The 14,877-nt window shown below is 51.9% G+C and carries 9 protein-coding genes; 2 read left to right on the top strand and 7 right to left on the bottom strand.

Annotation, left to right across the window (positions count from 1 at the left end; all coding sequences use genetic code 11):
- Positions 1–76 precede the first annotated feature (76 nt).
- Positions 77–1,333 (bottom strand): C40 family peptidase, encoded by a 1,257-nt coding sequence (locus LRP54_RS05275; protein WP_231205640.1) that lies wholly within the window; start codon positions 1,331–1,333, stop codon positions 77–79.
- Positions 1,334–1,627: 294 nt separating this feature from the next.
- On the opposite strand from LRP54_RS05275, the gene LRP54_RS05270 reads away from it, so the two are divergent.
- Entirely contained in the window at positions 1,628–2,695 is a 1,068-nt protein-coding gene (locus LRP54_RS05270; RefSeq protein ID WP_231235356.1) for an alpha/beta fold hydrolase, read from the top strand.
- Positions 2,696–2,753: 58 nt separating this feature from the next.
- Here the strand turns inward: LRP54_RS05270 and LRP54_RS05265 are convergent, their stop codons facing one another.
- Entirely contained in the window at positions 2,754–4,040 is a 1,287-nt protein-coding gene (locus LRP54_RS05265) for a hypothetical protein (protein ID WP_231235273.1), read from the bottom strand.
- Positions 4,041–4,138: 98 nt separating this feature from the next.
- On the opposite strand from LRP54_RS05265, the gene LRP54_RS05260 reads away from it, so the two are divergent.
- Positions 4,139–7,195 carry an FAD-binding and (Fe-S)-binding domain-containing protein gene (locus tag LRP54_RS05260; protein ID WP_231235272.1) on the top strand — a complete coding sequence of 1,019 codons (3,057 nt, stop codon included), beginning with the start codon at positions 4,139–4,141 and terminating at the stop codon, positions 7,193–7,195.
- Positions 7,196–7,332: 137 nt separating this feature from the next.
- On the opposite strand, the gene ppdK is transcribed toward LRP54_RS05260, so the two are convergent.
- The 5 genes from ppdK to dnaK all read right to left on the bottom strand — a co-directional run bounded on the left by ppdK (position 7,333) and on the right by dnaK (position 14,772).
- Positions 7,333–10,044: a pyruvate, phosphate dikinase gene (ppdK, locus tag LRP54_RS05255; protein ID WP_231235271.1), complete on the bottom strand. Its 2,712-nt coding sequence runs from the start codon at positions 10,042–10,044 to the stop codon at positions 7,333–7,335.
- 287 nt (positions 10,045–10,331) lie between these two features.
- On the bottom strand, positions 10,332–10,916 hold the full coding sequence (locus LRP54_RS05250; RefSeq protein ID WP_231235270.1) for a heat shock protein transcriptional repressor HspR: 585 nt from the start codon (positions 10,914–10,916) through the stop codon (positions 10,332–10,334).
- Between the two features lie 2 nt (positions 10,917–10,918).
- Complete coding sequence (locus tag LRP54_RS05245) at positions 10,919–11,992, bottom strand: DnaJ C-terminal domain-containing protein (RefSeq protein WP_231235269.1); 1,074 nt, start codon at positions 11,990–11,992, stop codon at positions 10,919–10,921.
- Positions 11,993–12,098: 106 nt separating this feature from the next.
- Positions 12,099–12,668 (bottom strand): nucleotide exchange factor GrpE, encoded by a 570-nt coding sequence (locus LRP54_RS05240; RefSeq protein WP_269212764.1) that lies wholly within the window; start codon positions 12,666–12,668, stop codon positions 12,099–12,101.
- Between the two features lie 253 nt (positions 12,669–12,921).
- Positions 12,922–14,772 carry a molecular chaperone DnaK gene (gene dnaK / locus LRP54_RS05235; protein WP_231205647.1) on the bottom strand — a complete coding sequence of 617 codons (1,851 nt, stop codon included), beginning with the start codon at positions 14,770–14,772 and terminating at the stop codon, positions 12,922–12,924.
- Positions 14,773–14,877: the final 105 nt, after the last annotated feature.

Here is a 14,877-nt window from a genome sequence, read left to right as displayed (position 1 = left end):
TATGCATGTGTGGGGAGTGCCTTTCGGCACTCCCCACACATTTTCACTGTGTATTTAATGGGATAAGTATTGAGAGTCAGTATCGAACGACGTAGGGTGCAGGATTGCCCCATATAGGAGTCGCATGGAGACTCATTCCCGGCATAGGAGCCTCAATCATCTGACCATTACCAATGTAAATAGCAACATGGTGGTAGTAGCTTGGTCCGCCCCAGAAAATCAAATCGCCAGGCTGTTTTTGACCGTAAGGGATCTTTGTTCCTGCAAAGTATTGGTCTGTTGCACCACGAGGAACTGACACACCTTGAGAACGGAATGCTTGCTGAACCAGACCCGAGCAATCGTAGCCGTTAGGTCCGTTGCCGCCCCAAATGTACGGTAAGCCAACTTTGGACCAAGCGAATGCGATCACACCAGCGGCAACACCTGAGCTTGAAACCGGTCTGCTAGGTGCAGGGGGGTTCCATGCGGGAGCGCTCGGCGCATATGCTGCAGCGGCTTGGCGTGCAGCCTCAGCTTGACGTGCGGCTTCGGCTTGGCGAGCTGCTTCTGCTTGGCGTGCAGCCTCAGCCTGACGAGCTGCTTCGGCCGCAGCAGCGGCTTGACGTTCTGCCTCTAAAGCAGCTTCGCGTTCTTGAATCAGCTCAACCGTTGTATTTTGTTTCTTTGCGAGTTCTTCAACCAAAACCTGCTTACGCATATCCATTTCGTTGCGAACAGCAAGGGCTTGATCGTAAGCGGCTTGAGCTTCAGATGCGCGCTGGGATACAAGATCAACAGCATCTTGTTGTTTTTCAACAGCACGATCAGCGACCCCGCGCATTACCTGAGCGACCTGTTCAAGTGCAGCAACTTCCTGCATCCGGCTATCTGCCTGATGGGAAACGTTTTTGATCGTGGTCTGTTTAGTTTCAACAGAACGTAAACCATCAGCTTCTAAATAGGGGCTCAGGGAATCTAAAGGTGAACCACCCTCACGATATGCAGTGACAGCAACGGAAGCAATACGTGTTTTCGCTTGGTCAAAATCTGCCTGAGCTTTATTTGCGTCAGCTTGCGCAGCCTCAGCTGTTGCTTTCGCGTCGTCAAGGACTTGCATCGCGCTATTGTATTGCTCGGTCACGGCAGCTGATTTACGTCCGGCTTCTTCTGCGCGAGCAGCGACATTTGCAAGCTCTACTTCAATTTGTGCAACGGACATTTTCGCTGCTTCTTCTGCAGCTTTTGCCCGATTAATGTCATCTTCCGACGGTGTTGCTTGCGCGAGGCTCGGAAGCGCAATAAAAGAAGCAGTTATGAGCGCGGCAAGGGCCATACGTCGAGTACGCTTCACTGTCTCACCATACTTTCTGCTCTTGTTTAGTCAATATCAAAAACCACTATTGACTCTAATTCATCACTCGTCACTTACGCAATAAATATCCACATTATTAACATTTGTCACACCTGTAACATCCTGATCTTTTTCGCACACGCTTCACACTTCATACTGTTCTTCCGCCCCTCACAACACGCATTTTTCACCGAAAACACGTAGGCTAAAAGCGTGACTCGCACCTCAAAGACACATCAGAACGACAGTACACAAGAAAACACAACCCCCACATCGCAGAACCACATTGACGTTATGCGACCGTGGGGAAATGACGGCCCCCCACCCGTCAACGCATGGCGCGAAGACATCCTCGGCCCACAATTCGAGTCACGCACACTAGAACTACTCCCCGACGACGAAGGCGAATGCCCCGCCACACTCATCCGACACGTCCCCACCTGGGACCCAGATAATCCCGTGACCACTCCCCTACGCTTCGTTGCCCTCTACATTCACGGACGCAATGACTACTTCTTTCAACCCGAACTTGCCCACTGCATCGCCGCAGCACAAGGCGCGTTCTACGCTCTCGACCTCAGAAAATATGGGCGCTCCCTGCGCCCAGGACAAACCATCGGCTACGTTGACACCCTTGTAACATACGATGAGGACATCAGCGAAGCCCTTGAAATCATCCGCACAGAAGTCGGATCACTTCCGCTCGTCCTCATCGGACACTCAACCGGAGGCCTACTTGCCACCCTATGGGCCTACCGACATCCTGGAGCAGTTGCTGGACTCATCCTCAACTCCGCATGGCTAGAAATGCACACCATGGCCTCTATGCGACCGGCTGCGCAACACGTACTCGGCACAATCGCCTCATACAAACCCACATGGGAAGTCCCTTCCGGAGACGGCAACGACTACTACTCACGTTCCCTCCTCGGCGGATGGGCAGAATCAGGATTTGACCTCCCTGATGACCTACAGCCCTACGAGGACGATCCAGCAATCCAAGGATGGGATTACGTCACCGAATGGAAACGACCCCAGAGCTACCCCATTTTTGCCGCATGGTTAGACGCTATTTTGACCGGACACAGCCTCATTGAAAAATCTGTTCACCTTGACTGCCCCGTTTTATCAATGATGTCCACATCCTCATACTTCTCACACGTGTGGGCGCCCGAAGTCTTTCGCTCAGATATTGTCCTCGATGCCAACATCATCGCTGAACGCTCAACACATTTAAGCCCACTGGTCACCATCGCCCGTTTCCCAGGCAGACACGACCTTTTCCTATCCGATCCGCCTGTACGCACACAAGTATGGGACACCATGACACGCTGGCTCACCACATTCGTCGCAGGGAAATAAAACACCACGCCAAAACCTTAAAAACCCCCTCGACTGGCAATATGCGTATTCCCTTATATCAATGACGAGCCGGATATTCACGAGAACGAGCAGGCCTACGCCGACGTTCACGTATGCGTTCCCTATTGACTTCCTCCACAGAATCCTTCAAAGAAGGACCCCTACGATCCGCAATATGTAAATGTTCCCAACCATTAACCGATGGTAAACCCAACGCAATCATTGCTTCATCAGGGGTACGGAAAACAGAGGGACCAAAATGCAACATGCCATCCGTTCCCAAAACAAATCCCGATGGAATACCCGTATCAGGATGAGACTTCAACAGCACGTCCTCACCAATTATCCGCGCAAGAGCACGTAAACCTTCCTTATCACACTTCAGTAAGGAAACATCCACTGCGAGCGCACTGTCAGCATTTCCCTGAGCGGCACGATCTGAAAAATCCTGACGATCAACCGACGAATACGACGCAGCATCCGCTAAACGCGCAGCTTGAAGGCCCTCATCCTGATGTGAACGCAAATCAGAAAGCACTTCCCGTCCATACCGGCGGCTCCTAGGGGGCACCTGCGCTTGTGTCTGAGCTGAAAGAACAAAAGAATCAGGGCGGCGTGGCGCATCAGGCTGCGAGATACGAATATGCGGATCTACAGATGACACCTGTGGTGATACATGCTCCGGTTTTGCAGGCGTAGGCACTTCAGGCGCGCGCTCAGATGCAGAAATACTTGGTACCTGAGTGCTGCGCCCAGATAACACATACGGCGCATGACCATAAATTCGAGAACCCACCGTAGCAACTTCCAAGAAAGTCCTACCATTAGTCATCTGACGGAAAGACATCTCATGGACTTCCACACCGGAAGTAGCCAGAACATCCAACGCTGGACGCACAGATTCATCAATCGAAGCGACCACCATAACTAAACGCGGTCCTGAACCCGCAGATGGTGGCATAGATTCCTTAAAACGCGCCCAACCGGATTTGAAACCCTCAATATCACCAGGATATTCCTGCGCTAAATCTGACCACGACAAAGCCGCGGTATGCGCCAAACGTGACAGTGACGAAATAAGAACATCCGAATCTAAATGCTGCACAACCTCAACAGAAACAACCTGACCTGTCGCATCTAAAGCAATCAGTCGCGGAGGCGGCTTACTTTCATCTCCATGCGATACCGCATCGTCCCATGTAATAGGGAATAAAGGGCGCGAAACAATTTCTAAAACTTGTGAACACACAGCCCGGACAACCTCAGGAGTCACACCCCCCGGAACATTACGTCCAAATTGGGCAGGAATAAGACGACCCTCGTCAAACTCGAATAGAGCCATCATGCTCTCCTCATCCTCAATACACCCACGGCTGAACCATTGTCCCATATTGAAGTGGACACTGCGGACACTCACACCTACACCAATGTAAGAATCTACATATGGACCCGATCGAGCCTGGTAGCCCCCTGAGCACAGATCAACGTACCTTCATTGACATCTTACGGCTTCGCATTACAGGAGAAGTCGACTCATCAACAGGCACACGCGCACGCTATTCCACGGACGCTGGAAACTATCGAATTCCCCCCTTAGCCGTTGTTTTCCCTCAACACGTAGATGATGTGCTTATTGCACTTGAATGCGCTCGCACACATCAGATTCCTGTCACTTCACGAGGCGGTGGCACCTCATGCGCTGGAAACGCAATCGGCCCAGGCATCGTCATTGACTTCACACGGCATATGAACCGTGTCCTACATATCGACCCTGAAAACCGTACAGCAATTGTTGAACCCGGCTGCATACAAACCACCCTCCAAGCTGCTGCAGCACCCTACGGTTTGCGTTTTGGCCCTGATCCTTCCAGTCATAATCGTGCAAGTATCGGCGGAATGGTCGGCAATAATGCGTGTGGGCCTCATGCAACAGCCTGGGGTCGTACAGCCGACAACGTCATATCGCTCGACTGCATTGACGGTCATGGGAGGCGTTTCACGGCACACACATCACATGCCTCGGATATACCTGAAGTTCCTGGGCTCGCGCAGCTCATTGACTCTCATCTTGCAATTATTCGCCGCGAACTAGGGACCTTCGGCAGGCAAGTATCCGGCTATTCACTAGAACACCTCACCCCTGAAAAACGCCGAAATCTAGCAGCAATGCTCGTTGGTACTGAAGGAACACTTGTCACAATCCTGTCAGTTACCGTTGCTTTAGTTCCCGTGCCTACAGCGCCAGTTTTAGTGGCATTAGGGTATGCGGATATGATTCAGGCCGCCGATGATGTTCCTACTGTGCTCGCGCATAAGCCGCTTGCCGTCGAAGGAATGGACGCGCGCCTTGTCGATGTTGTTCGACAGCACCGCGGACCGGGGGCCGTACCTGAACTGCCAGAGGGAACCGGCTGGCTTTTGTGCGAAGTCGGCGGCGAGAATCCTGAAGATTCTTTAGCGCGCGCACATGCGTTGGCCGCTGATGCCCACACACATGCGACTGCTATTTACCCTCCGGGAACTCAAGCGTCAGCTTTATGGCGGATTCGCGCAGACGGAGCAGGCCTTGGTGGACGCACACCGTATGATTCGCTGACAGGCAAGGGCGGCGAACAAGCGTGGCCAGGTTTTGAGGACGCGGCCGTGCCTCCTGCACGTTTAGGATCCTATTTACGTGATTTCACAGCTCTCATGCAACGCTATGGCATTGATGGCTTACTGTACGGGCATTTCGGTGATGGGTGTGTTCATGTGCGCCTGAACATGCCTTTAGCAGATGAAGCGGGGGTTGCTCATTCGCGGTGTTTCCTCGAAGAATCAGCAGCTTTATGCGCTTCTCATGGTGGTTCTGTTTCGGGAGAACACGGCGATGGCCGCGCGCGTTCAGAGTTGCTGCGTTTTATGTATTCACCGGATCTTTTAGATCTTTTTGCGCAGGTCAAGCATCTTTTCGATTCGCAGAATTTACTTAATCCAGGGGTTTTAACCGCACCTATGGACAAAGCCCATGCCTCTCAACGTTTGCACGCTCGTACTCACGCTGCCTCCGTGGAACAGGCACGTAATCTGCACCCTGACATTGACCCGCTTGATCGTTATTTACGTCGTCCTAAGGCCCGCCCAATACTTGCCGACAACGGTTTCGCCTTCCGTGAAGACCACGGCGATTTCACCCAAGCAATCCACCGTTGCACAGGCGTAGGTAAATGCCGTGCAGACATCTCAGGGTCTTTCATGTGCCCATCGTATCAAGCGAGCCGTCATGAAAAAGATGTGACTCGTGGCCGTGCGCGCATACTTCAAGATGCAGCAAATGGGCAGCTCATTGCGCGTATTGATTCGCCAGAGGTCCTCGAAGCACTCGATTTATGCCTCGCATGTAAAGCGTGTTCTTCTGATTGTCCTGCCGGTGTTGACATGGCGAAGTACCGTTCTGAAGTTCTTTTTCGACGGTATCGTGGGCGTATGCGGCCCCTTTCTCATTGGACTTTAGGGTGGCTGCCACGCTGGACACGTCTGAGCGCACGGGTCCCTGGTCTTGCTGCGATCAGTAACATGGTGATGAAAAATAATCTGATACGTCGCAGTATTTTTTCGCTTATTGGTTTAGATACGAGGCGGCCTATGCCTTCCCTGCAATCGGGGACTTTTACGCGCTGGGCACGACGACGTGGTTTGGATTCGTGTGTGCCTCAAGTCGAGCACGCGTCCGCGGATGAGGGACAGGAAGTTTCGCAGTCTGACTACTGTGGTGAAGCTCAGTCGTATGTGCGTGCTTCACGTTTTGTTGTGGTCTGGGCGGATTCGTTCTCGCAGACTCTTGATGATGCGGGAGCTCGGGCAGTGGTGAGCGTGTTAGAAGCTCAAGGTTTCCACGTAATTATTCCTGAGGATGCGTGTTGTGGTCTTACGTGGATTACTACTGGGCAACTAACTGGCGCAAAGAAACGTTTGACGCATTTGCTTGGAGTACTCGCACCTTTTGCTGCTAACGGTATTCCTATTGTTGGGGTGGAGCCGTCTTGTACAGCTGTTTTACGTGATGATTTATTGGATTTGTTACCGGATGATCCACGTTCTGCTCTGGTGAGTGGGGCTGTTAAAACTTTAGCGGAAGTGTTGACGCATATTCCGAAGGCCGAACGTCGCCTGCCTGATTTGTCAGGTATTGAGGTGATCGCGCAGCCTCATTGCCATCATTATTCTGTGATGGGCTGGTCCCATGATCGGGAGCTATTGGAAAGTTTAGGCGCGCAGGTCACAATTATGGAAGGGTGTTGTGGCCTTGCAGGTAATTTTGGGATGGAGCGCGGTCATTACGATATGTCAGTTGCTGTGGCGGAGCACTCTTTACTGCCGACGCTTCGTTCCCACCCTCAGGCCGTGTATTTAGCTGATGGTTTTTCATGTCGCACACAGGCGCAGCAACTTGCTGGGCGAGGGGGAATTCATTTGGCTCATCTGTTGGCGCAGGGTTTCCAGAAAACAGCTTCCACGTGATTTTCGGGTAAATACTCAGTTCTGTATCTGATCTTTAACTTATAAGCCTGACTTTTATCCGGTAACCCTATTTTTAGCAGAAAGGCCGGCGTTGGGCGTACCAACACCGGCCTTTCTTCGCCTATTTCAGCGTGTTATCAGTCAGCGATATCCGCGACAACAACAGCGCGCCCTGCTTCCAGACGTGCAACTGGTACACGGAATGGTGAGCATGACACGTAATCTAAACCAACCTCATGGAAGAAGTGGATTGAGAGCGGATCGCCACCGTGTTCACCGCACACGCCCAGCTTAATGTTGGGCTTTGTGGAGCGGGCACGACGCACGCCTTCGGCTACGACAGTGCCAACACCATGAACATCGATGGATTCAAATGGGCTGACACCGAAAATGCCGGCTTCAATGTATTCGGGGAAGAAAACGCCTTCAACGTCATCGCGCGAGAAGCCCCACACGGTCTGAGTCAGGTCATTTGTACCGAAACTGAAGAAGTCAGCTTCTTCAGCGAGGTCTTCTGCGGTCATTGCTGCTCGTGGAAGTTCAATCATTGCACCAATGGTTACGCCCGACAGGTCTACACCTGCTTCTTCGGCAACCTGAGCGATAATTGATTCGCCTTCTTCACGGATAAGCTGAAGTTCACGCACAGAACCAACCAACGGAACCATGATTTCTGGACGTGGGTTCAGGCCGCGAGCAACCAATTCTGCCGCTGCTTCGCACAGAGCACGCATTTGCAAAGCAAAAAGGCCCGGCAAGTAGATCCCCAGACGCACGCCGCGTAAACCAAGCATGGGGTTTTGTTCGTGGAAACGACGAACTGTTGCCAGCATTTCTTCGTCGGCTGGATCTGCTGAACCTGTTGCTTTTGCTACGGCAACCTTAACTTCCAGTTCCGACAGGGAAGGTAAGAACTCGTGTAATGGCGGGTCGATGAGTCGAACTGTCATCGCTTTTCCATCCATTACTTCAAGCATTTGCAGGAAGTCTTGCTTGGATAATTTCTCAAGCTCATCGAAGGCAGAGCGGCGTTCCTGTGAGCCTGCCTCAGATAGGATGGCGCGTTCCACAAGCGGACGACGAGCACCCAAGAACATGTGCTCTGTACGGCACAGGCCGATACCTTCTGCACCAAATTCAATGGCGCGGCGTGAATCTTCAGGGGTGTCAGCATTTGCGCGCACACGCAGGCGGCGCACAGAATCCGCATGTGTCAGCAGCTTATGTACCGCGTTGATGAGTTCCGCTGTTCCTTCATCATCGCCAGCCACAGCCAGGCCTGCTTCCAGTCCATGTGTGAGGTAGGTGGTCACAGGTGAATCAGTCACCGGAACATCTCCGTAGAAGATTTCACCGGTCTGACCATCAATAGCGATGGTGTCTGCACCTGTGAGGACGCGGCCGCCCACTGTCACGGTTCCTGCTTCAGCGTCAATATCAAGTGCTTCAGCACCGCATACACAGGTCTTGCCCATGCCGCGTGCCACAACAGCAGCGTGAGAGGTTTTACCGCCACGAGCAGTAAGCACACCTTCGGCTGCAACCATGCCGGGGAGGTCATCTGGGTTTGTTTCACGGCGAACAAGCACGCACTTCACACCAGCTTGGGCTGCGGCCTCAGCTTGCACATTGTCGAAAACGATACGTCCCACAGCTGCGCCTGGGGAAGCGGCCATGCCTTTTGCAATCAGTTCCTTTGGTGCCGAGGCATCGAACTGGGGGAACATGAGCTGAGTGAGCTGATCGCCGGTGACGCGTGTTAGAGCCTCATCACGAGTGATGAGTTTTTCGTCAACAAGCTGGATTGCTACGCGGAAGGCAGCCGCAGCGGTACGTTTACCTACGCGAGTCTGTAGCATCCACAGCTTCCCACGTTCCACTGTAAATTCGATGTCGCATAGATCGCGGTAGTGTGTTTCGAGTTTACGCATAATGCCACGTAATTCGTCGTACACTTCTTTGTTGCGTTCACCGAGAGCCGACAGTGGCAAGGTATTACGGATACCGGCCACGACATCTTCGCCTTGCGCGTTTTCTAAGTAGTCGCCGTAAACACCAGAATGTCCGGTGGAGGGGTCACGTGTGAAGCACACGCCTGTGCCGGAGTCTTGTCCCATATTGCCGAAAACCATGGTGCAGATATTTACTGCTGTCCCAAGGTCATGTGGAATACGTTCACGACGACGATAGATACGTGCGCGTTCTGTGTTCCACGAACGGAAAACAGCTTCGATTGCGAGGTCCATTTGGACACGAGGATCTTGTGGGAATGGGCTACCGGTTGCTTCAAGAACGATCTTCTTGAATGTGTCAACCAGTTCACGCAGGTCATCGGCAGTTAGATCAACGTCTGCTGTGACGCCGCGTTGTGCTTTCAGGGAATCTAATGCGTGTGAGAACAGTTCGCCTTCAATGTCCATCACGGTTTTACCGAACATTTGGATGAGGCGACGGTAGGAGTCCCATGCAAAACGTTCATTTTGAGCTACTTGAGCGAGGCCGTGTACGGATTCGTCATTCAAACCAATGTTGAGGACTGTTTCCATCATGCCGGGCATAGAGAATTTTGCGCCTGAGCGAACAGAAACGAGCAGTGGATCTGCGGCATCACCTAAGCGGCGACCCATGTGGTCTTCTACACGACGTAGTGCAGTTGTTACTTCTGTTTCAAGGCTTTCTGGGACGCAGCCTTCCCGCAGGTAGGCTCGACATGCCTGCGTGGAGATAGTAAATCCGGGGGGCACCGGTAATCCCAGTTTCGTCATTTCAGCTAGGTTTGCTCCCTTACCACCTAGTAGGTCTTTCATTGACTTATCGCCTTCGGAGAAGTCATACACGTACTTGACCATCGGGTCCTCATCTTCCGTTATCTTGCTGGCGGTCCTTCCTCGGACCGTTCGCTCAGATTCTAGCAAGTTAAGGACCTAAGTCACCATTTATTGAAGGGTATTGTGAGCTTTTTTCGTTTATTTCACAAGGAAAAATACCTGATGATGGCCTGTAATGATCGTGTTCGACAGTTCATACCGAGCGTCACAGCATATATGATGCCCGCGTCCGGTGTTACAGGTTCATATATGGTGATTTTTCTCTGAAAAAACGGGTACTCAGCGTAATATTTCAAGGCTTTGGCCGTTTATGAATCAACGACGACAACATGCCCTTCAAGAACGTGAACATGCGCAGGGGCAGGTTCAATGACCGCACGAATACGCCGATTGCGAGGAATATACGTGTAGCCTCGCATATCACCTTGCCAGCGTGTGAGTTGTAGGGCAACAGGTGTGTCACTTGGGGTGGTATCCTGTTCGCCTGTATCCACGAAAGAACGTTCACCTCGTCGCAGTTGACGTACACGCCCTGTAGCGGATGCCGCAAATACGCGGTTGCGACGTTCTTCCAGTTCAGCGAGGCGCTCGTGTAAATGATCGCGTTCAGCTTCTAGCTGTTCAACGCGACGTTCTAAATCAAGAATCCGGCGGATGCCTTCAAGGTTGATACCTTCTTGTTGGCTTAAATGCTGGATTTGTCGTAGACGCTGAATATCACGGCTTGTGTAGCGTCGCCCACGGCCTTGAGTGCGTGCAGGAATAACTAGGCCTAATCGGTCGTACTGTCGCAGAGTCTGCGGATGCATACCTGCAAGTTCGGCTGCCACCGAAATGACGAAAGTTAAAGTGGGGTCGTCCTGATAGTGCGAGCTATTCCTTGCACGCACCATCGTCAGTTCACATCCTCGGCAGAAGCAAAGTTGTCGCGCACGTGAGGATTATCGAAAATATCCGCAAGCGCTTCGTAACGTTCGCGTTGTTCTTCCGTCAATTCTGTAGGTATCTGGATACGTAAAATGACAACAAGATCGCCAACGGATTCCCTGGTTGTGACGCCGGCTCCGCTGATGGGTATTTCAGTTCCTGAGGAGGATCCTGCAGGCACTGTCACGGTATGCATTGCGCCATCAAAATCAGGGACGGTAATTTCTGCTCCAAGTAAGGCTTCTGAAACTGTAACAGGAACTGTTATCTGCAGGTCATTTCCGTTGCGGGTATAGCGGGCATCGGGACGCACATGCACTGTGAGCAGTAGGTCGCCTGCGGTGCCGCCGTTGCGTCCTGCTTTTCCTTTTCCAGATAGCTTGAGTGTTTGGCCGTCTTTCACGCCTGCCGGTATGCGGGTGGATATGTGGCGCCCCCCCACTTTCATCCGCACGGTCGCACCTTCAAGGGATTGACGTAATGACAGTGTGGTTGTGGCTTTCAGGTTCTCACCACGAATAGGTTCTGACCTGGGTTGCGTGTAGGAACCCGATTGTGCGCCAAAGGGCATTCCTTGGCTAAAATGGGTATTTCCCCCTGTTTGTCCTGCGAAAGACCCAAAATTTGTCCCATGTGAGCCGCTGGAAAAAAACGACTCAAATATGTTGCCGTAATCAGCACTGTTTGCACCAGAGTTACCGAATTGCGTCCGTGAACGCCCTGAGCCACCGAAAATAGAACCAAAAAGATCCTCAAAACCGGCTGCACCTGCCCCGCCTGGGCCTGCAGAAAAACGCGCTCCTCCGCCGGCCATTGCTCGTAAGGCATCGTATTGCTGTCGTTGCTCTTTATCGGATAAAACGGCGTATGCTTCACCGATTTCTTTGAAACGTTCTTCGGCTTTTGTATCACCTGGATTTTGGTCAGGATGCCAGGTGCGCGCAAGTTTACGGTATGCCTTTTTAATGGCAGCAGCGTCAGCGTCTTTCGCTACACCTAAAATCGAGTAGAAATCTTTATTCAACCAATCTTGACCACCCACTGCACGTCACCTCCTGAGTAGTGTTTTGTTACTGAACCTTTTGTAATCGCGCATATCCGCACGAGGCGGGTAAATATTCCCTTGCTTTCGTGTCGAAAACGGGGTTCTACTGCGGGTTATCAACAAGGACTTTAACTGGGCGCAGTACTTTTTCGCCGTGTCGGTATCCTGGTTGAAGTACCTGAGCAACAACAGGGTGATCTACTGCGTCATTTGTTTGGGCCATCAAGGCTTCGTGTACGAGGGGGTCAAAGTCATCCCCAACTTGTCCGAAACGTTCAACATGGAAACGCGCAGAAAGGGTTTCCTCTAATTTTGCAGCGATAGCGGCAAAAGGCCCTTCAACAAGGTCACCAGCTTCACGAGCAGCATGAATATCATCGAGGACAGGTATGAGCGCTTCGATAACATCCGCTTTCCCGTTTTCACGTGTCTGACCTGCGGATTCCTTTGAGCGCCGAACATAGCCAGCATATTCCTGATCGAGGTTGTAGAGGGAAGCATGAGCGCGGGCAAGCTGGTCTTCAAGATCCGCAATTTGCGCTAACGCTGAGCTTAGCTCGCTGTCTTCCACGCGTTCCTCGAACTCTGACATGTCCACCGTGTCCGCATTTTCTGCTGGTGAAGTTGCAGCGTCAGTTTCATCTAAGGGGAACGAAAAGTGATCTTCTCCCATAGAAATATCCTGGTCAGGTAGTGCGTCCTCCTCGTGTTTTTGAGGTTGCGCATCGTGTGGCACCTGTTCAGTCACGTTTATTCACCATCCTATTTGCCGTGTGAACTGTTATCGCGCAGTCTGACCTGCATATAACTCTGGTTATGTGTGAGGGACTGCTGTGTCCGTGAGTATCACACGTGGCACAGCAGTTCCCTTTCTTTTCAGAGTACCCCTACGTAGCCACCGCAAGGCGAGTAGGGGTGCAGCTGATTCACTTATTTTCGTCTTCGTCCACAACTTCGGCGTCGATGACTTCATCTTCAGCTTGAGCAGAAGCCCCCTCAGCTGCTGAAGCATTTTCTGCTGCTTGCTGTGCCTGATAGATTTCTTGTCCAATCTTCATACCAGATTCGTTGAGTTTATTCACCGCAGCTTTAACAGCTTCAATGTCGTCACCCTTGAGAGCTTCTTTCACGGCGTCCACGTCAGCTTGAACCGTCGAACGGGTGTCTTCGCTGATCTTGTCGGCGTTGTCTTTCAGCAGTTTTTCCATGGAGTATGCGGCATGTTCAGCACCGTTACGGGTTTCAGCGTCTTCACGACGTTTCTTATCTTCGGCGGCGTGTTCTTCCGCTTCACGTACCATGCGATCAATGTCTTCCTTTGGCAAAGCGGAGCCGCCTGTAATAGTCACAGACTGTTCCTTACCTGTGCCGCGGTCCTTAGCGGAAACATGCACGATACCGTTTGCGTCAATGTCGAATGTGACTTCAATCTGCGGGACACCGCGTGGTGCTGGGGCAATACCGGATAGTTCAAAGGTGCCAAGCAGCTTGTTGTCTCGAGCAAATTCGCGTTCACCTTGGTAAACCTGAATAAGTACGGAAGGTTGACCATCTTGAGCAGTGGAGAATACTTCGGAGGCTTTGGTCGGGATCGCAGTGTTGCGATCAATGAGTTTCGTCATAAGGCCACCCTCGGTTTCAATGCCCAAGGAAAGCGGGGTCACGTCAATCAGGAGCACGTCTTTACGGTCACCCTTGATAACACCGGCTTGAAGCGCAGCGCCTACTGCGACAACTTCATCAGGGTTAACGCCCTTATTCGGTTCACGACCGCCGGTTAGTTCTTTCACAACTTCAGTGACTGCTGGCATACGGGTTGAGCCACCAACGAGGACCACATGATCGATGTCTGACACTTTAATTCCCGCGTCACGAATAACATCGTGGAATGGTTTCTTGGTGCGGTCAATAAGGTCCGCAGTCATTTCTTCAAATTTGGCGCGAGTGAGTGATTCATCCAAGTGAATTGGGCCATCAGCCGTCATTGACAAGTATTGCAGTGAAATATTTGTGCTGGTTGCGCTGGACAATTCTTTCTTTGCTTGTTCAGCTGCTTCCTTCAAGCGTTGCAGGGCCACAGGGTCCTTGGACAGGTCTGCACCTGTCTTGGTTTTCACCTGCTGAATCAGCCAGTCAACAATGCGTTGATCCCAGTCGTCGCCGCCCAGTCGGTTGTCACCGGCAGTGGCGCGTACCTGAATTGTGGAGAATCCGTCGTCATCCTTACCGATTTCCAGTAGGGATACGTCGAATGTGCCACCACCTAAGTCAAAAACAAGGATTAATTCATCCTCTTTGCCTTTTTCGAGTCCGTAGGCAAGGGCTGCTGCGGTTGGTTCGTTAACGATACGCTGCACGTTCAGGCCGGCGATCTGACCTGCGTCCTTTGTGGCCTGACGCTGCGCATCGTTGAAGTATGCAGGAACAGTGATGACAGCGTCAGTAACGGCTTCACCGAGGTATTCTTCTGCGTCTCGTTTGAGTTTGGTGAGGATACGGGCAGAAATTTCCTGCGGGGTGTATGCCTTATCGTCGATGCTGACAGTCCAGTCTGTGCCGATGTGGCGCTTTACTGATGAAATTGTGCGGTCAACATTTGTCACGGCTTGTCGTTTAGCGATTTCACCTACGAGGACTTCACCTGTTTTCGAGAAGGCGACAACTGAGGGCGTGGTGCGCATACCTTCAGCGTTTGCAATGATGGTGGGTTCGCCACCTTCTAGGACGGCGATAGCAGAGTTTGTGGTTCCAAGATCGATGCCTACTGCACGTGACATTGAAGTTCCTTTCGTCTTGCCTGGTATTCCAGTCAATTCGGCGGGTAAGTGTAAGACACTCACTCATTCTTGAGTCTGATGGACTCAATGTTAGGTGTCCCGCTT

The sequence above is a fragment of the Schaalia sp. lx-100 genome (assembly GCF_021083625.1).
GTDB lineage: Bacteria > Actinomycetota > Actinomycetes > Actinomycetales > Actinomycetaceae > Pauljensenia.
The sequence above is the reverse complement of the archived record's forward strand: the minus strand, read 5'-3'. Positions and strand labels throughout refer to the sequence as shown.

What these genes read in the sequence shown, in the direction of transcription:
- LRP54_RS05270 (WP_231235356.1), top strand. Translation starts at nt 1,628, where the DNA reads ATGCGACCGTGGGGAAATGACGGCCCCCCACCCGTCAACGCATGGCGC.
- LRP54_RS05265 (WP_231235273.1), bottom strand. Translation starts at nt 4,040, where the DNA reads ATGATGGCTCTATTCGAGTTTGACGAGGGTCGTCTTATTCCTGCCCAA.
- LRP54_RS05260 (WP_231235272.1), top strand. Translation starts at nt 4,139, where the DNA reads ATGGACCCGATCGAGCCTGGTAGCCCCCTGAGCACAGATCAACGTACC.
- ppdK (WP_231235271.1), bottom strand. Translation starts at nt 10,044, where the DNA reads ATGGTCAAGTACGTGTATGACTTCTCCGAAGGCGATAAGTCAATGAAA.
- LRP54_RS05250 (WP_231235270.1), bottom strand. Translation starts at nt 10,916, where the DNA reads ATGGTGCGTGCAAGGAATAGCTCGCACTATCAGGACGACCCCACTTTA.
- LRP54_RS05240 (WP_269212764.1), bottom strand. Translation starts at nt 12,668, where the DNA reads ATGGGAGAAGATCACTTTTCGTTCCCCTTAGATGAAACTGACGCTGCA.
- dnaK (WP_231205647.1), bottom strand. Translation starts at nt 14,772, where the DNA reads ATGTCACGTGCAGTAGGCATCGATCTTGGAACCACAAACTCTGCTATC.